An 18,526-nucleotide genomic window follows, 5' to 3' on the forward strand; every position below is an offset into this window, starting at 1 on the left:
GCTTGAGCAAGTACGAGAAGCTCAGATGGGCTCCCCGCCGCGGTCACCGCTGCACGTTCCTAACGAGGTCTGCGAGGCGCTGCTCCAATCGTTCCAGTGATCCCTCGAGTTCGTCGAGCGGGGTCAACGACGCCGGTTCGTCGCTGACCGCTGCAAGCGCCCGCTCACGGGCGCGACTCAATTCGGTCGCGAACCGCTCAGCGTAAGTCCGGATCGGGGCGAGTCGCGCCCACGGGACAGTTCCCACGCGACGCGCCCGTTCAATGGAGTCCATCGCACTCCACGACGCTAGGAGCGACCCGATGTTGTCGAGCGCGGCTGTGACATCGCGCGGCGCGGGCATCTCTTCGACCACACGACCAAGGTTCATCGGGTAGGAGTCGGCCCGAAGATCCGCATCGGCCTGGGCGAGCGCTCGCGCCGTGGTTGGCCACGCGCCCGGATCACCTAACGCGGGACGGACGACGGCATGCCACGCGAAAAGTTGGTCATGCGCAGTGTCCAGCGCAGGCGACAGTCGGCTTTCGAGCAGGAGACGAACGTCACGGTATGCCGGATCGCCATCGGACTCGGGCAAGCCCGTCGTGGAGTTCGTCTGCTGAAGCAACTTGATTACGTCATTCGTCGACAATCCAAGTTCGCCCCCTCGGTCCCCCTGACGAACTTGGCTGTACGATGTCACGGTGCTGCGCAAAGACGCGCGCCGTTCCTCAAGGCGCGTGACCAGGACCTGCCATTCCTCCGGGCCATGCGTTCGGGTGCCTTCCTTGGTCGAGAAGATCGCTGTGAGTCGACCGTCCGCAGTGCGAGCGTCTCCCAGTCCGAGCACCAGACCGCTGAGGTAAAGCGCTTGAAGGGCGTGTTCACGCTGCGGCCTCTCGAGTAGTGATCGCTGCTGAAGATGGCGAGCGAGCAAGGCCGCCTGAGTGCTCGCGAAATGGGTCAACGCAGCGAGATGGTCAGTAGCGCCTGGGTATGACCATCGAGAACGCTTGAGTCTCTCGCCTGCCGGCGCGCGAGGGTCGTGGGCCCGGAGGATGCCTTCGACGAGGAAGACCCCATCCTCATCGGCATTGATCTCGGCTCGAAACCGTCCCGTTGGACGCGAGGACCCGCCGTGTCCGGCACGCTCAATTGCGACATCCGTGTCAGGTCGAAACGCGCTGTCGACGACGGCCTTAGACAGCAACCGCGCCTCCGGATCCAGGCACCCGAGAATCGCCTCACCGACGAATCGCCTCACGACGAGGGCGTGAGTCTCTCCCATACTCGACGTGCCATCACGCCACCGACGTACTGCGTCTCCGATGTCGTCACGAGCGAACTTCGTCGCCCTAGAAGTCGTTTCCGCCCCCGTCGGGATCTCAACTTCTGGCTCAACTTCGACGGCGCCGTCAATCGGTGGAACGCCAAATGCCTCGTGAATTCCCGGCGCCAGGTTTCCGAGCGTTTCCGGAACGCCACCCCAGAACGTCAAGAGGCGAGCCCGTTGTTCCCCTTTCTGCGTTGCACGAGCTCGGCGATCGACGTCAAGGGATAGCGTTGGGAGGGTTCCCTGCTGACCCGACACCGGAAACTCGCGTTCCCACTGCTCGGACGGGAAGCGGCCGTCAGCGATGTCCTGGCCGTGAGCGCCCAGCGTTAGGTTGAGAACGGCCAGTGCGTCTCGAGCGTTGAATTCACGCCCGCGACTTCTCATCGCCCGGTCCACAGCGATCGCATTGAACGGATAGAGGCCCCGGCCGTCGTCATCCGTGCCGAATGCGTCGTGACACGTCTCGCGATGCGCGCAGACCTCGCACGCGTTGGGAATCAGCGGGTGGGCAGATTCGAGATCCGCCTTCGTCACGCGTACGGCGTTGAGGTACCCGCCAACAAACTGTCGAACTCTCGAGGGGTCAAACGCCGCTCTCGTCCCGTCGCTGTCTCCCGCGATGGCATCGAGGCTGTAGATGTGCCCCTGCGCCGCGATGCGCGTCCGCAGAGTGTCACTTGACGTCAAGACCTGCGCGAAGAACCCGTCAGTGACAGCCATGACCGTCGTCATAGGAGCGATATCTGCGCGACCGACTCCTCGGGGAATCTCGATCATCGCCTCAAGGAGGTCGAACTGGATGCCCTGCAGAAGCGTGAAATCCTCGATCATAAGAAGCAAACGTTGTCTTGGATTCTCTTCGAGCAGCAACTGACGAAGGTCGCGCATCACGCGCACGAGTTCCATCGGCGCGACGCCGAATACCTTGCTGAGCGCCTTGTCCCTATGGTGATTCAAGAGCGCGACCGCCGCGTCAATCACCTGTGGATTCTGAAGTTGTCGCCAGAAACGCTTCGCTTGTTCTCCCAAGGCGTCGACCTCAGTCAGCGACAGATCTGGACGGACATCGTCCGGAAGAAACTCGGCTTGAGCGTCGGTCCCGCCCTGTACAGCCTCGACGACGATGCGGTTGAACGCGCCTCCGTCGCCGACCACTTTATCCAGATAGCCCGCGTCATGCAGAAGCGCGGGCATCTCCTTGGCCACCCAGTCACGAACTGCGTCAGTGGGCGGTGACTGGCCGAGCGCGAGGGCGAGTTCGTTCCTGAGTCGGATCGCGCGTTCACGATCGTCCATTGACTCAGACGCCCTGTGCACTGATTCACGAAGTTCGTCGAAACGTCCGCCGACTCGCCCTTCGAGCAGCAACTCGATCACGCCTGAAAGACTTGTGTCACTCTTGGGAACGTAAATTATCCGTCGGTCGGGATCGTTCTGACGACGGAGCATCTCGCGCAACCACAGAACCAGATGCGATTTTCCGGAGCCTGACGCGCCGATGATCGGGACGATCAAGCTCTCATCGGGTGGATTCTGAACAACATCGAGCAGTTCAGACTGATCCACCATCCCTTGGTCGACAAAACCTCCGAGTCGCGGACGGACGCGGCGAATTGGGGGCGGTACATGCGTCGCAAGCAGGACTTCCGGTGAAGCCGAAGCCGCCTCACGATCCAGCACTGCCTGGACGGAGATCGAGTCCCAGCAGCGGTATCCGCGAAATGGTTCCGTGACCGACGTGCGTTGAATCCGTTCCGTCGACATCAGCGAATCACTCCTCCGACCCAACGAATCGCATGATATGCCCCGGCCTCGTCGGCGAAGGTGACCTTTCCCGCGTCCCCCAATCCCTCGTCGAGGGCGATTAGTCCCTCGCGTCGAAGCCGGATCAAGGCGAAACTCAACGATGAAGAGATGTCGCCGTCTGAGTTCGCGAGATGGCGTTCGGCCAATTGTGCGCGCCAGCTTCCAGTGTCGAGCATTGGTAGGCGTTCGCCGAGGGCCCGCACGACGGCCTCAACTGATTGCGGACCTTTGCCGCGAAGAAGTTCCGCCATGACGGGACGTACCGCGATGGACGGGTCGGGGATAAGCGCATTCGCGCCGAACGGGAAGGCGAATCCCAAGTACGGCGCCCAGCGCAGAAACTGATTCCATCGAGTGGGGTTCCGGATGACCTTGATTGGGAGTTCGTCCGACTGCTTCTGACCAATCGCGTGCGGTCCGTCCCACGACCACGGTGCGTCCTTCACCGACAGGGTCAAGAACCACGTGAGCGACCGAGCCACGTCGATTCCGCCCAGCAAGCCGACTTCGCCTTCCTCGTCCTCCCAGAAATCACGGCTGCTCGCATCTTCGATGATGGATTGAAGAACAACACGCCGCATCCCGCCTGGCTCAAGACCACCAGGAACATCGTCGCGGATCGTCAGTGCCTCGTCTCTTTCGACGACGGCTCCGACAGCCCTTAGCTCGTTCAGTGTTGTCACGACCGGGGTTTCGCGCGTGGCGGGAAGCCCCGGTCGTAGTCGACTGATCAAGGACTCAGCCTTCAATCGCTTTCCCGGCGCTCCGAGCAAGGTCTGATGAATCGCTTCGGCGGCAGCGGGAAGACGACCGGTTTGGTTGAACGCCATCAGGTCTGCTGAAGGAAGTGCTCGATACGAGCGACGTTGGAGTGGTAGCGCTCGACAAGTTCGCGACCGTGCCGCGGATCGATCGCCGATTGGTCGACAATGATGACGCGAGGAGGCCCGATTGCGTCGAGCAGGTATGGCTCGGGGTCATTCCGAAGACGCACCACCGCGGTCGGGAGACTAGGCGCGTTCCACGGCAACCAATCTGGTTCATCGAACACCACACCGTGGGGCGCCAGACGATGGAGGTCGACGAACTCTCCCTTCATGTGCCCGGAGTCGAGCACCCACAGTCCTCGCGCCGCCAGCGTCCGAATCGCTTGCCTAACGGTGGCGTCATCTCTCGGGTCCGCGAGGAGCACGAGGGGTTCGCGGACGGTCATGGACGAGAGCCAACTCGCGCGCCATCCGTGATGGTCCCCGCCGATCGTACAGCGAGGCGTCGGGTACTCAAGTTGGCGCGGGGCGCAGCCAAGCCGGCGGCATCCAGGACAGCCACCGCATGACTGCGCCACGACAATCGGCAACTCGATGTCCATCGACGGAATTGGCCGGTCGATGACGTACGTCGACCGAAGCAAGGCGCAGATTCGCGCGTGTCGCTGTAGGGCGCCCCGCATGGCCGCGTGCGCCGCCTCGTCTTCCGAGTGAGCCCGATCCCGAACCGAGACGACCGCGGACGCCCACAATTCGTTGTCGTCAGTTGATCGACGAAGGTGGACCACAGCGCTCGCTGTGTGCTCTTCGAAGGCACTGTCTGCACGCGCGGCCCAGGTATCCTCGTCTTCACCGGACTGTCGTCGTGGTGGTGCCTGAGACTCGAGCGATAACACGCCGGCGCGGTGGAGCAGCAGCAACGTGCGGAGGTTCCACGCGCGATTCCTGTCGGAGTCGATCTCGAGGTCTGACGGCATGGCGGTGAGGGGTATTCGCATGCGACCCTCCGGAAGAGGAGTTCGCTCGGCGAGCATCGCATCCCATCGTTCGCGTCCGCGGTCGATCGAAATGATCTTGCGCCGCGAGAGTTCTCGGGCAACCTGCAGGTCGGTGTTCGAAGCGATCATCATTGCGACGGAAGGCTCGCCATCACGCCCGCCGCGACCAACTTCTTGATACCAGCGGTCGAGTGTCTCGGGCACGCACGCGTGCACTACCGACCTCACATCGGGTTGATCCACGCCGAGTCCGAACGCGGACGTGGCGATGACTAGGTCCAACGATTGGTCCCGCAACCGATCGATCGCCGCCCGTCGCTCGGCGGCGGAACTCCGGCCCGTGACGACGTGGGACCGCCGCCAGCCGAGTTCGAACAGGTCCCGCTGAAGCTCACGGGCATCAACGACCTTGGTCGTATATACGATCGCTGGACGAGGTAGGTGCCGCAGCGCGTCAATGACGCGTCGCCGCCGCTGGTCAGAGTCGCCGACCAGGCTGACCCAGTAGCTGGGCTCGTGTCGGAGCGCGGCCGAGGAGACGACGGTGGTCGGTCCTGGGTTCCCGAAAAGCACACCGAGGACGTCGAGACTGTCCTGCGTGATCGTGGCGCTCAGGAGAACGGTCTGAAACGGCTGCCGACCATTGGCTCGGCACACCGCGAGCAAGTCCTCCCGCAACCCTGCTATGGCCTGAAACGCCGGGCGGAATTCCGCGCCCCACTGAGCCACGACGTGAGCCTCGTCGACGACGAACGCATTCAAGAGTCCTCGCTCCGCCGCGAGATACAGCGCAGAACTCAAGCCTGATGCGACTGCCTCAGGGCTCACGAACACGATGCCCTGGGAACCGTCGGCTACGCCGGAACGGATGTCGCGCTTGGCCTCGTCAGTCAACTCTGCGTGATAAGCGAGCTCGAGAGGAAACGCTCGCGCGTCAGTCCGGTTCGCAACCAAGTCCGCAAACGCACGGGACTGGTCGAGGGCGAGTGAGGTAGTTGGAATTACGAAGACCGTGGTGCCTCGAGCCTTCGTCAACGCCTGCATGTAGCCGACCGTGCTCTTGCCGGACCCCGTGGGTAAGTTCGCGACAAGAGTTGCTCCGGGGACGGCAGATGCAGCCCACCGGATCGCAGCCCGCTGCCCGAGTGAACGGTAGCTGCGCCTTCCAGTGGCTTCTCTGAAGAACCCGTCAGCTCGTAGATTCTCCGACTCGCGATGCGTGTGCTCATTGCTACCGCGGAATGCAGCCGCGGCAGGATCCTGTTGGCCGTCAAGCCAGTCGGGACGCCAGGGGTTCGCCTGCACACGTAGGCGCTCTGCGTCAGTACCCACGACGTCAAATCCGAACAGCCTCCATTCAGCGGCGGTCGGCCAAGGCTGGGCAATCGGAGTGGCCAGGTTGAACAGGGTCTGTGTCATCTCGGTCTCCGCCCGAGCGACGTGTCTCAATAGAACGGCGAGGTCCGCGGCGCCCACGGAAGCCGTATCGCCGGCAGCCGCCCGCATCGCCAGCAGGAGCCGCCGAGCACTCGCAGAGAGAGTCGCTGGCAAGGGCGAATCTTCAGGCCATCTTGCCAGCGCGTTACGGACTGAGGCGAGATCGCCTGGGTTCAACCCGGGCATCAGTCGTCTTCGACTATGAGTAGCGCCACGCTGCTCCATCTCGCAACCGGCGCTCGCAGAGCGGCGAGTAGGGCATCGTCGACCCGTGCTGCCACGTCTGCCGCACGACCCGCCGCTTCCTCGCCGCGACGATGTCGCAGCCGCAGACGTGCGACTCGTTCGCCCCAGGCAATCCTTGCCTGCGCCGTCGCGGACTCGATGTCGCCGCTGGCGTGGCTCCGCTCCACGGCGACATTCGGCGCACGTCTCCGAACCGTGGCGAAGTACTCATTCGCGGTCGTTGCGCCCAGGAGAGCGCCGAGGTCGCGAGTGCTCTCAGACGTCCACTCGCTGGTCGCTTCTGGATCGGCGAGTTGTCTCTCCAGTACCTCGATCCATTCTCGGTCTGTGATCACTTCCGCGTTCTCGTCGAACCACAGCGTTAGGGCTTGAGGCGGCAGGAACGCGTCGACGCGGCGCTGCAATGCCGCAACGGCAAGAGCCGCGTCGGCATCGGTCCGGACCTCTCCGCGATTCGGGCGTTCGCGTTCGGCATGCTGCCACGCGTCGAGAGCATCGGTCGGATCCGCGGCGACCACAAAATCCGCGCGCACCGCTGCGGTCGCGGTTGTGCCTCTCATACGCGCAACAAAAAGTTGGCAAGACTCGTCCCAGTCGGCCTGCTCTCGCAGCAGTTCCACGATCGGGTCCCCCGGCAACATCAGCGCCGCGTCCTGCCCATCAACCGCACGCACACGTGACGAAGTCCACGTCCCTCCGCCTGGCCTACAAAGAGCGCGGAAGTCTGCCGTAGCGCTCGTGGTCCGGCCGACGGTCACACCGACCGTGATCCCGTCGCCGAGTCCGAGCTTCAGGTCGAGCGCCGGCCCCACCACCTCGCTTAGCTCGCACGAGGCGTCCAGCAGAGAGGTCGCATGTGACGTCTCAGCGTCGATGACTCGATCGATGAAGTCGTCACTGCGAAGGTCCGTCTGGGCCAGCAGATCGAACTCGTCGAGTCGGTCGATCCGGCGCTGTTCCTCCTCGACCTTAAGGCGCAACGCACCTACGGCGTCTTCAGCCCCGCCATTCGGAAGACCATCGAGGAACCACGCCCTGCGTTGCTCCATCTCCACGGCCTCGATCGCAAACATCGTCGAGGACGTCGAAGCCCGAAAGACGCCAAACACGTCGCTCAGGAGCGCCAGCCACGCTTCCGCGAATCCTTCGTTCGACCACATGAACACTCGACACTGAACAGGCCCCGCAACGCCGCCGTGCCGATCCGCGCGCCCGATGCGCTGCTCCACGCGACTCGTCGCTCGTGGGAGGTCCGCGTGGACGACCGTAGTGGCATTCTGCAGATTCAGTCCCTCCTCCGCTGAGGCATCGCACACGAGCGTCGCGATGATGCCGTCCCGGAAGGCAGTCAGCACCCCCCGGCGTTCGTCTCGGTTCAGATCAGCAGTGAGCGCTTCGACGCCTCCAGGGGACAAGACCATCAGCTCGTCGCACAGGAGTTGGGCGGTCGACGCCGCGGAAGTAAAAACGACTGTCGGCCCGTCACACGCGCTGGCAACTGCGCGAGCGAGTACGCGAATCTCGGCGGCCTCGTCGGGATTGCCCTCGAAGTCGCGTTCGGGCTCGAGAAGTCGGATCACTTCGTCCAAAGCCTCTCGGATCTCCGGTGTCGTTTCGACCGCTTTCAAGGCGCCGCGGGCCGCGAGATCGATGCCTGACCGCGCGAGATGCTGGCGCCGAAGAGTCGTCTTATAGAGCGCTGCGTGACGGAGGCACTGCAAATCGCCGGTCGACGCCTGCACGAAGCACCAGAACGCCTCGGCGTAGATGCTGATCCATTCCTCGCCGCGGTCATTTGCCGCACTCACGAGAGCCGCCCGCAAGTTCTCAAGCCATCGTTCGACTTGAGGGCGCCTCGGGTCCGCCTCAAAGACTGCCGGCGCGAGAGATCGGCCCCGAACGTCGTACAGCTTTCCAGCGATGCCAGCCCGTCGGTTGCGGATGAGGCGCGCATGAATGCGATACGAGTCCGTCAGGTGCCCACGGACCTCGGCAAGGCCGAGTTCGCGGGATCCATTCTCCGCACCGACATCGATCACTGAAATCAAGGCACCCAATTCCCGATCCTCAGGGAAGTTCTCTCGGATGTCGCTGAGCGCTCCATCGAGGAGAAACGGTGGTGTATCTGGACCGATCGAAAGGAAAAGTCGCCCGATTTCTTCACGCCGGCGAACCTTCGCTTCGAAAGCTTCAAAGTCGTCGAGACGAAACGTGTCGGGATCGAGAAGGTGGAGCATCGCGAGCAGATCCCTCTCGCGATTCAAAACCGGCGTAGCGCTGAGGAGCAACACCCGTGCTGCTTCGTCGGTCAACTTCTGGGCAAGCGCGTACCGCTCGGCTTCCTCTTTGACCCGAGAACCCCAGCCGGCAGCGATCCTGTGGGCCTCGTCGATCACGACGAGGTCCGGGACCTGCAAACGCTTCCAGGACCGGTCGTCCTCGTGGGCGGCGACCTCGATCCCACCTTGTCGGAACCAATGGAGCCCGAGTCGATCCTCGAGTTCATCTTGCCATTGAGGAACCAGTTGCGATGGAACCAAGACGACAACCGTCGAACGCGGAGCGTCAATCAATCGCTGGCGAATGAGAAGCCCCGCCTCGATCGTCTTGCCGAGGCCGACCTCGTCGGCAAGCAGGTAGCGCTGCACAGGGTCGTCCAGTACTCGGCGCACAACGTCGAGCTGGTGCGGGAACAAAGACACCGGCGCCGAGAGCACGCCCGACAAACCGCGCTGCGCGGCTTTCAGCTTGTAGTAGCCGGCTAGGAATGCCCGCCGCTTCTCGGTCGCGTCGCGGTCACCGGCGAACCCGGCCGACAACAGCGCAAGCGGATCTCGCACGGGACCAAAGTCACGCACCCGCACGGCGTCTTTCTCGACGCGTCGGATCGCGCGGCCGGGTCCGACCGTGACGTGCGAATCCGACGCGCTATTTACCGCGCCGCGCGACCAGCCTTCTCCGACGTCCTCCCACCACACGATGTCGCCGCGAACAAGCGCGTGAGAGCTCGCCGTCTTCGACGGGATCCGCACAACTTCGACGTCATTCCCTGGTCCGCGGAAGACCTCCACGTCGTAGGACTGGCCCACGGTTTCTTTGATGCGCCCCACATGGGAGGCCGGCGTATGAAATACGACATCCTGTTTCGCGTCGTATCGCGGCATTGCAGCACTAGCGTCTGTACCTTGCGCACGCCCTCCGCACGCGCGGCACCGCTTCCAAAAGTCGCCCTCGTCGCCGCGGTTGCGCCGCAACCACCGGACGGCGTCGCGTTCGTCTGACGCGTAGCGCAGGCTGACGTACTGGCCCACGGCCCCCAACCACTTGCACCCGGAGGCGTGCAAGACACTGGTTCGCTCGGTGTCTCGCGCGTAGTGGTCAACCAGAACGACTCCTCCCTGGGCGCGAATCGCGCTCAGATCCTGTCGCCGGAACTGTCGGAAGGTGCTGTCGTCAACCAAAGCGGGCATAGCTCTCAACTCGTCCTGCGCGCCGCGGTTCACGGCTCGCGGCACCACATCATCATGCCTGAGTGATCGGACTGTCCAACCCGGACCTCCATCCCACAAACGTGCGATTAGTCTCTCGACAGAAACAAGCGCGGCAACCCAACGTTCGTCCAGTCTCCAGCAGCCAGCTGTGGGAAATCTGTTCATAGCGATATCGCATGCGGACCAACGCTTTGTCGTTCGTATCCCTACGGTGCGCAGCAACCGTGCCCGACACCTCGCCGGGCAGGCGTCGGTCGACTAGCACCAGTCCTCGTGGCCCGCGACGAACCTAGCGAGCCCAATCCGGTGCTGTATCGCGACTCCGGGCCATCAACTCACCGCCGGTGTCCGCGGCGTGACCATCGACACGATCGGTGCTGTCGCTGTCGATCCGATCGCCAGCTTAGGGCTCGAGCCGCGCGACCGAGAGAGTCGCCGCGGGGCACGACGCGTTGCGTCGCGCGTGCTGCCAACCTTGACGCGATGAGCGACACGACCCAACCGCGTACGTACAAGTACACGGCGTTGCGCGTAGAGCAGCAACCCGGATCCCCGTTGATGTACGTCTTGGCAGTTAGCGCCGCACAACTTCTGGAATGGGCCGATGTGCCTAACGCCAAAGCCGACTACATGGCGGGATACCAGCGGGTATACAACGCGGATCGCGCGCGGTCCATTGCGGAGTTCCTCGAGACCGACCCGAACAACGTTATCCCGGGCGCAATTATTGTCACAGTCGACGCCGACAGCGTCTCGACCCACAGCAGCGCGGTCCCTGGGGTCGATGACATTGCAATCAATGTCACCGACCGAGCGTTCGAAGATCTTCTCTCTGGGGTCTACGAGACGTTCCTAGCACGCTTGTCCGACGCGGAGAAGGCCAGTGCTGCCCGTCCTAGCGCGGAATCGGCGGAGGCCGAGGAGTCGGAAGATGAGTCGCCCGAGAACTCTGGAATTCCGGAGTCGTATCTCGCCACGTTGACAGCAGAACTTCGTGAGGCCCAGGACAACTACAAGTCACTGCCGCCAGAACGCCAGGCAGCGATCCGCAACTACGTCCAGACGATGTCTAAACCCGGCCTGATCATCGATGGTCAGCATCGGGTATTTGGAGGGAAGGACGTCGCGAGTCACGACGTGATGCTTCCGGTCGTTCTCTTGCCTGGATTGCCCGTCGCGGAACAGGTGTTTCACTTTTACGTTCTCAACAATAAGGCAAAGCCGCTTACTCCGACCGAACTTCGGCGGACGATTAGCACATCCCTTACAAATCAGGAGATCGATGGCCTCTGGGACAGGTTCGAAACCGCCGGAGTCAATCCCGAGGCGACCCGTTGGACGCACAAGATGGACGCTGACCCGTCCTCGCCGTTTCTCCATCTCCTCGACTTCGGACTCGGCGCGTCGGGATTCCTCAGAGAGAATGTCGCTTTCCAGTTGGTTTCGAAGTTCGTCAACATGCCACGGAAATACAGACTGCTTTACAAGGACGTACCTGCCTGGCAGAACCAAAGTGACGAGCGACTTGCCTACTTCTTCACCTTCTGGTCCGCAGTACGCGACCGCTATCAGTCCACCTGGGATGAGGGCGTCAGAGCCGGCGGAAACCAGTTGTTCATGAAAGCTGGAATGCTCGTACTCCAAGAACTTGTCCTGGACTTCCTGGTACAGGTGATGACAGTACGTCAGATCGAGGGCAAGCCTTCCCCGTTCGCCGATCGCGACGACCTGGCTGACCTGGTTGTAGCTTCCCTGAAGTACCTACCGTCGGAATTCTTCTCGCGCGAGTGGCAAGAGAAGCAACTGGACACAAGTGAGCGCCGAGCATTCTTGCGAGCGCAAATGGAGATAACGATCCGCAACCAGGGCAAGAACATCGGGAACCAGCAACTGTTCAAGAAGAAGTGACGCCGGCGAACTTCGGATCTCTCGAGGCACTCCTGGACCAGCTCGTCGTCACGGCGAGTCGTGACGTCGAGTCCGAACAGGAACGGTACTACCAGTCAGTCGCGTTCGACCGCGCACTGCGTCTACTTCGCGTAGCCGACGACGATCGGGAACGCGTCTTGTTCGAGACGCGTTTGCGCCTGGCGCTGCACCTGGCCCCACGCGATGCGATCGCCTACTCTCACGATAATCCTGTGCCTCGATGGCAACTCGTTCGAGACCACCTCGTGTCTCGGTACGGACGTCCGGCCGAACTCGCTGCCCCAGCCGCTCGTGGAATTGCTGTGGTTCTGGACAACTGGGACCGTGGGCGAGACCCGGTGTCGTCTCGACGCGCTCTTCTAATACGGCGACATGGCCCAGTGTGTCGGCACTGCCACGTTCGGTTTGATGTCGAACCGGTCACGCTTGCGCATCTGGACGCGTACAAGCCGTATTTCCGATCTCCTGAGGAATTGCTCAGCCCTGAGGTCGATCACGTCGAAGCAATCAGCGCGATCGGTACCAACGAACTGCGGAATCTCCAGTTGCTGTGTCGACTCTGCAACGCCGGCAAAGGCGACGGACTTGGAATGGAGGTTCGTCACGAGGCGGCATTTGCAGGATATTCAGTGGAACGGATCCCGACAGCGCATCTGGCCCGGTTAGTCTATTACGTCATCGACCGTGACAATCGGCATTGCACACAGTGCGACCGCGATGACCTCGAACTCACAATCCGTCCAATCGTGGATACGGGCGGCGTCGTTCGCTCCAATCTGCGCACCGTTTGCGTCGCCTGTGGTGGTTCGTCGCCGGCGTAGATACGTGCCCACCTTCGGCGCCACACGTCCTAGGGATCGTTCGATACACAACCGCATCCCCGCCCGTTCGAAACACTTGACGACCGTCGACCTGCTCAACTCGGAGACTCACAGGCCAGTCGCTCATCAAGGCCAGAAGTGACTTGAGGGCATAGACCGCCGCCGACGGAACTCTCTTGGGCCATCTGCGCACTTGTCTCGGACCCCTCGTCGCCGCGTCCTTGTAGGCGTCTCTCGCGTGGCCGATGCGTTGCGCCGGCCCACATGTGCGCCGACGGGTCGGAGGTGCCTACAGGGGTCACTGCGCGACGTGACTTGACGACCACGGGCGCCGTTCAGTTGAACTCACTCGCGCCGGACGATCCATTGGTCGACAGGCACAACCAACCGGCCCGGCTCGCGATTCGCGTTTTCTGCACAGAGATCAGCGTCGAAGCCGACCCTCCAGACGACGACGTCTGCACGACCCTGATTGGAGTCGTCGGCGGCGGACGTGCAGCAGTCGCCGAGATCGCGGCGACGATCGTAGCCGGTGCTCCGCAGCGACGAAGGTCCCCTGCGTGCGGGCCTTTGCGGGAAGCCCTCTGCCGGACTCGAACCGGCGACCCCTTCCTTACCATGGAAGTGCTCTACCAACTGAGCTAAGAGGGCGTGCGGGGAAGCAGGGTAGCGCCTAGAGAGCGGCGAGGCGATCTGCGATGACGCGGGCGATCGCCAGGGACGAGGTTGCGGCCGGGGATGGGGCGTTGCGGACGTGGAGGACGCCGAGGGATTCGGCGAAGGCGAAGTCGTCTAACAGCTTGCCTTCTCGGGTGACGGCCTGGGCTCGGACGCCGGCGGGGCCGGGCTCGACGTCGGACGGTTTCAACGAAGGGACGTAGGCTGCGCACGCGTCTACGAACGACCTTCGGTTCATAGCGAAGCGGAGTTCTGAGACGCCCGTGCGCCAGAACTTGCGGGCCAGTCGCCAGGTGCCTGGCCAGGTCAGGGTTGAGCGGGCGTCGGCGCGGTTGAAGGTACGCAGCGAGTACGCCGTGCGGGACGGGGCCAACAGCGCTGTGGGGCCGAGCCAGACCTCGCCGCTCACGGTCTTGGTCAGGTGGACGCCGAGGAACGGCAGCGCGGGATCGGGGACTGGGTAGATCAGACCGCGAACCAACTCGGGGCGGCGCAATCGCAGATAGCCGCCTCGGAAGGGGACGATGCGCAGGTCGTCCGGTTCGCCGGAGCGGACGGCCAGCCGGTCGGACCAGAGGCCCGCGCACGCGACGGCGCACGCCGCTGGGATCGCGCCCTCGGAGGTGTTGACGACCGTGACCCCGCCGTGGCGTTCGAAGCGCGACACGGACACGCCCGTCTGGATTGTCGCGCCCATCGCGCGCACATCCGCGGCGTAGGCCCTCGCGACCGCGGCGAAGTCGACAATGCCGGTCGAAGGCGAATGGAGGGCGGCGACGCCGACGGCGTGCGGTTCGATCTCCGCGATCTCACCCGAAGAGAGACGGCGGAGGCCCGGGACGCTGTTCGCGACGGCGCGGCGTTCAAGTTCACCGAGGGCCGGGACCTCGGATGCGTCGCGCGCGATGATCAGCTTGCCGCAGCGCTCGTAGGGCACGCCCCGCTCGTCGCAGTACGCATAGAGCTTCTCGCGGCCCTCGGTACACAACTGCGCCTTCAGTGATCCGGGCGCGTAGTAGATGCCCGCGTGCACCACACCGGAGTTGTGGGACGTCTGGTGCGCGGCGATGTCCGGTTCGCGCTCGAGCACCAACACACGCGAGTCAGGGCGGCGCAGCAACAGCTCTCGGGCCGTCGCGAGGCCGAGGATGCCCGCGCCGACGACCACCACATCCCAGGGAGCCGTCAATGAATCGCGACTTCGTCGACGCCGCCGGCGCCTTCGAGGAAGTCGAAGTCGCAGCCCAGGTTGGCCTGGGTGACGTGGTCGGCGAACAGCTGTGTGTATCCGCGCCTAGCGTGGCGGGGGCGTGGGGTCCACGACGCGCGGCGGGAGGACAACTCCTCCTCCGAGACCAGTAGCTCGATCCTTCGCGCGGGCACATCCAAGGCGATCTCGTCGCCCGTCTGGACCAGTGCCAAAGGACCGCCGACGAACGCCTCGGGCGCGACGTGCAACACACACGTGCCGTACGACGTTCCGCTCATGCGGGCGTCGCTGATCCGGACCATGTCACGCACGCCCTGCTCCAGCAGCTTCTTGGGGATCGGGAGCATCCCCCACTCGGGCATGCCGGGGGCGCCCAACGGCCCCGCGTTGCGCAGGACCAGCACGGACGAAGCGTCGACGTCCAGCCCAGGGTCATCGATGCGGGCGTTCATGTCGTCGTAGTCCTCGAAGACCACAGCTCGGCCGCGGTGCACCAGCAGATCCGGGTCTGCGGCGGAGTGTTTGATCACGCAGCCGTCGGGGGCCAGAGAACCGCGGAGGATCGCCAGACCCGCCTCCTCCCGGACCGGATTCGACCGCGGACGGATGACGTCGTCGTCGAAGACCTCCGCGCCGGCCAGATTCGCGACGACGGTCTGCCCCGACACGGTCATGACGTCGTGCAGGTCCAGCCGCGCCATCAGCGCCCGCAACCCACCCGCCTCGAAGAAGTCCTGCATCAGGTACTTCCCACTCGGCCGGATGTTGGCGAGCACCGGAACGCCCCGCGAGAGCTCGTCGAAGCGGTCCAACGACAACGGGACGCCGGCACGTCCGGCCATCGCGATCAGGTGGATGACCGCGTTGGTCGACCCGCCCAACGCGAGCACCACGGTGATCGCGTTCTCGAACGACTCGACCGTGAGGGGCGAAGCAGGCAAAGAGACGATCCTGCGCCCCGACTCGACCGCCATGCGCGGGTGATCGCTGTCCGCAGCGGGGATCGACGCCGCGCCCGGGAGCGTCACACCGAGCGCCTCAGCGGCCGAAGTCATCGTCGACGCCGTCCCCATCGTCATGCAGTGCCCGGGGGTCGAAGCGATCCGCTCCTCGATCTCATCCCAGTCCGCCTGCGTGATGTTCCCGGCGCGCAGCTCGGCCCAGTACTTCCACACATCGGACCCAGAGCCCAACGTGACCCCTCGCCAGCGCGCCCGCATCATCGGCCCGCACGGCACGAAGATGAACGGCATCCCGACCGAGATCGCGCCCATGATCAGGCCGGGCGTCGTCTTGTCGCACCCGCCCAACAACACGGCGCCGTCGAAGGGGTAGGACCGCAGGAGCTCCTCGGTCTCCATCGCGAGCAGATTGCGATAGAGCATCGTCGAGGGCTTCATGAACGGCTCGCTCAGCGAGATCGCCGGGACCTCGACCGGGAAGCCTCCCGCCTGCCAGACGCCCCGCTTGACCGACTCGGCGCGGTCGCGCAGATGCGTGTGACAGGGGTTGATCTCGGACCACGTGTTGACGACCGCGATCACCGGCTTGCCGGCGAAATCCTCCCGGTCGTAGCCCATCTGGAAGGTCCGCGAGCGGTGGCCAAAGGACCGCAGGTCGTGGACGCCGTACCAGCGGTGACTGCGAAGCTCCTTCACACCCGCAATCCTGTCATGGCCATGGATCGCACCCTCGAGCTCCTGAAGTCGGTCTCTACAGCCACGATCACGACGCAGCTGCTCCAGCGCGGGCTGCGCAACGTCTTTCTGGAGGGCGTCAAACCCGTCACGCCGCACCGGATGGCGGGACCCGCCTTCACGCTTCGGTACATCCCCGCGCGGGAGGACATCGACACGCTCGACGTCTTCAAGGACTACGACCACCCGCAGCGGGCGGCGATCGAACAGGTGCCGCCGGGACACGTCCTCGTCATGGACTGCCGCGGGCAGAAGCGGGCGGCGAGCGCCGGCGGGATCTTGCTGACGCGCCTACAGGCGCGACGGGCGGGCGGTCTCGTGACGGACGGTGCGCTGAGAGATACGCCCGAGATCTCGAAGCTCGGCATCCCGGTGTTCGCGCAGGATGCCTCGCCGACGACGAACCTCGTCCAACATCACGCGACCGACATCAACGTGCCGATCGGCTGCGCCGAGGTGCCGATCTACCCGGGCGACATCATGGTCGGCGACGCCGAGGGGGTGGTCTGCATCCCGCGACACCTGGCGGAGGAGGTGGCGACCGCGGCTCGCGAGCAGGAGAAGCTCGAGCGCTTCATCCAGTACGAGGTCTCCAACGGCGCACCGCTGCGCGGGACGTACCCGCCGGACGAGGACACGCTCGAGCGCTATCGCGAGTCGCCGTTCTCGCGTTAAGGAACTCGTCAGCTCCTGCTCAGCTTTCGCACAGGGTTCTCGCCGACACTAGGTCTCGTGCTGAAGCGAACCCTCCCTCCGCTCCCCAGCCAGGCCTCGGCCGGCCACGCGCAAGTACCGGCCGCCGACGCCCGTGTCCCCCGGTAGCGCAACCGCAGACACCCCTCATAACGGAGCTGACCACTCCACTGCCGCCGAGCCCGCCTGACCAGCGAGCTCGGCTGCGTTAAGGGGCTGGCCTCACCGTCGGGGGCGGTGAACCGCACCTCGGTTCACCGGCGAGCACCCTGAAGCGGGCTGTCTCCGGCGGGCAAGATTCGCCTCGTGCTGAAGCGAACCTCCTCCCCGCTCCCCAGCCAGGCCTCGGCCGCCAATGCGCTTCTACCGGCGGTCGACGCACGCGGACACGGCAGCGCAGCCGTGAACGCCACGCAGCGTTGGCGCTGACCACGCCAGACGCTTCATCTCTCTCATTGCAGAGCAGCCGCCAATAGGCGGCTGAACTGCGTTCTGTGCCAAAACTGCAACGACTCTGCATCAATTCACGCGCGGCGCGTGGGTGCTCGGCGGATCCCGTGAGAACGTGGTCGCCATGGAAGAGATCGTCGCCGTGAAGGACCGGACCGCCCTGCTCCGCGAGGGCATCGCCGTCGTCGATGCGGAGGTCAAGGACGGGCGCCTGCTCGTCGAGGTCACGGGCGCGCCGGACGAGCGTGTGCGCCAGGTCGTGGGCGATCGCTTCGGGCCGGGAACGCGCGTGACCGTGGTCGACGACCTTCCACGGCGCCTCTACGCACGCCCAGCCGTCGGCCACAAGGAGCGCGAAGAGAAGCGGCTGCAGCTCCGATACGTGATCTGGCCCGATGAGCACATCGGGGACATCTTCGTCGAGGAGGACGAGGACAGCGTGGTCGTGCTCGGGATGATCTGCGTCTCCGCGGCCTGCGAGGACGGCGAGCCGACGGAGGTGCCCACGCACGTCTACCTCGAAGAGCCGCTGCGCAGCCGCCTCGTGATCGACGGCTGCAGCGGCGAGGTCGTGCCGTACAAGAACGTCTGGGACGACATCGAGGAGTCCGAGACGGCCACCCTCGAAGGGCGCTTCTTGAACCTCCTGCGCACCGGGGCGGAGAGCCGCCCTGCCGAGGGCGGCTGACCGCACTGCGATTCACCGGCTGGCGCCCTCAAGCGCCCGGTCTCGGGCGGGCAAGATTCGCCTCGTGCTGAAGCGAACCTCCTCCCCGCTCAACAGCCAGGCCTCGGCCGCCAATGCGCTTTCACCGGCGGTCGACGCTCGCGGACATGGCAGCGCAGCCATGAACGCCCACACACGTTGGCGCTGACCACGCCGAACGTCTCCTCAAATGCAGAACAGCCGCCAACAGGCGGCTGAACTGCGTTCTGTGCCAAAACTGCAACGACTCTGCAGCAATTCACGCGCGGTCGCGGTGGGTCG

At 64.3% G+C, this 18,526-nt stretch carries 11 protein-coding genes and 1 tRNA gene; 4 read left to right on the forward strand and 8 right to left on the reverse strand.

All coding sequences use genetic code 11. The annotated features are described in order from the left end of the window. Positions 1 to 43: 43 nt before the first annotated feature. From dpdH to dpdE, 4 genes are read right to left on the reverse strand one after another with little or no spacing between them, the layout of a single operon-like run. Complete coding sequence (dpdH, locus tag G569_RS0101915; RefSeq protein WP_157591758.1) at positions 44 to 3,079, reverse strand: protein DpdH; 3,036 nt, start codon at positions 3,077 to 3,079, stop codon at positions 44 to 46. Continuing rightward, positions 3,079 to 3,951 (reverse strand): protein DpdG, encoded by an 873-nt coding sequence (dpdG, locus tag G569_RS62180; protein WP_157591759.1) that lies wholly within the window; start codon positions 3,949 to 3,951, stop codon positions 3,079 to 3,081. Before dpdG ends, dpdH begins: the two co-directional genes overlap by 1 nt. After that, positions 3,951 to 6,548: a protein DpdF gene (gene dpdF / locus G569_RS57040; protein WP_084284042.1), complete on the reverse strand. Its 2,598-nt coding sequence runs from the start codon at positions 6,546 to 6,548 to the stop codon at positions 3,951 to 3,953. The genes dpdG and dpdF overlap by 1 nt, the downstream gene beginning before the upstream one ends. Continuing rightward, positions 6,509 to 9,733, reverse strand: coding sequence for a protein DpdE (gene dpdE / locus G569_RS0101935; RefSeq protein ID WP_169542046.1), 3,225 nt, complete (start codon positions 9,731 to 9,733; stop codon positions 6,509 to 6,511). Before dpdE ends, dpdF begins: the two co-directional genes overlap by 40 nt. Positions 9,734 to 10,543: 810 nt before the next feature. Here dpdE and G569_RS0101940 point away from each other — a divergent pair. Further along, positions 10,544 to 11,968 carry a ParB N-terminal domain-containing protein gene (locus G569_RS0101940; RefSeq protein WP_028062161.1) on the forward strand — a complete coding sequence of 475 codons (1,425 nt, stop codon included), beginning with the start codon at positions 10,544 to 10,546 and terminating at the stop codon, positions 11,966 to 11,968. A gap of 380 nt (positions 11,969 to 12,348) precedes the next feature. Here G569_RS0101940 and G569_RS65125 read toward each other — a convergent pair whose 3' ends face one another. After that, the gene (locus tag G569_RS65125) at positions 12,349 to 12,594 is read right to left on the reverse strand and encodes a hypothetical protein (protein ID WP_028062163.1); all 246 of its coding nucleotides are present in this window, start codon (positions 12,592 to 12,594) and stop codon (positions 12,349 to 12,351) included. On the opposite strand from G569_RS65125, the gene G569_RS66285 reads away from it, so the two are divergent. Further along, positions 12,520 to 12,810: a hypothetical protein gene (locus G569_RS66285; protein ID WP_371683447.1), complete on the forward strand. Its 291-nt coding sequence runs from the start codon at positions 12,520 to 12,522 to the stop codon at positions 12,808 to 12,810. The two genes, G569_RS65125 and G569_RS66285, sit on opposite strands and share 75 nt — an antisense overlap. A gap of 578 nt (positions 12,811 to 13,388) precedes the next feature. Here the strand turns inward: G569_RS66285 and G569_RS0101955 are convergent. The 3 genes from G569_RS0101955 to araD all read right to left on the reverse strand — a co-directional run bounded on the left by G569_RS0101955 (position 13,389) and on the right by araD (position 16,356). Further along, a tRNA-Thr gene (locus G569_RS0101955) sits at positions 13,389 to 13,461 on the reverse strand. A 22-nt stretch (positions 13,462 to 13,483) separates the two neighbouring features. Then, positions 13,484 to 14,659 carry an L-2-hydroxyglutarate dehydrogenase gene (gene lhgD / locus G569_RS0101960; protein WP_245602338.1) on the reverse strand — a complete coding sequence of 392 codons (1,176 nt, stop codon included), beginning with the start codon at positions 14,657 to 14,659 and terminating at the stop codon, positions 13,484 to 13,486. A 14-nt stretch (positions 14,660 to 14,673) separates the two neighbouring features. After that, the gene (gene araD, locus G569_RS0101965; protein WP_211232884.1) at positions 14,674 to 16,356 is read right to left on the reverse strand and encodes an L-arabinonate dehydratase; all 1,683 of its coding nucleotides are present in this window, start codon (positions 16,354 to 16,356) and stop codon (positions 14,674 to 14,676) included. 21 nt (positions 16,357 to 16,377) lie between these two features. Here araD and G569_RS0101970 point away from each other — a divergent pair, with 21 nt between their 5' ends. Next, positions 16,378 to 17,070, forward strand: a complete 693-nt coding sequence (locus tag G569_RS0101970) for a ribonuclease activity regulator RraA (RefSeq protein ID WP_211232885.1) — start codon at positions 16,378 to 16,380, stop codon at positions 17,068 to 17,070. 592 nt (positions 17,071 to 17,662) lie between these two features. After that, on the forward strand, positions 17,663 to 18,226 hold the full coding sequence (locus G569_RS0101975; protein WP_028062167.1) for a hypothetical protein: 564 nt from the start codon (positions 17,663 to 17,665) through the stop codon (positions 18,224 to 18,226). The last annotated feature ends 300 nt before the right edge of the window (positions 18,227 to 18,526 follow it).

This window comes from Solirubrobacter soli DSM 22325 (assembly GCF_000423665.1).
In the GTDB taxonomy this organism is placed as follows: Bacteria; Actinomycetota; Thermoleophilia; order Solirubrobacterales; family Solirubrobacteraceae; genus Solirubrobacter; species Solirubrobacter soli.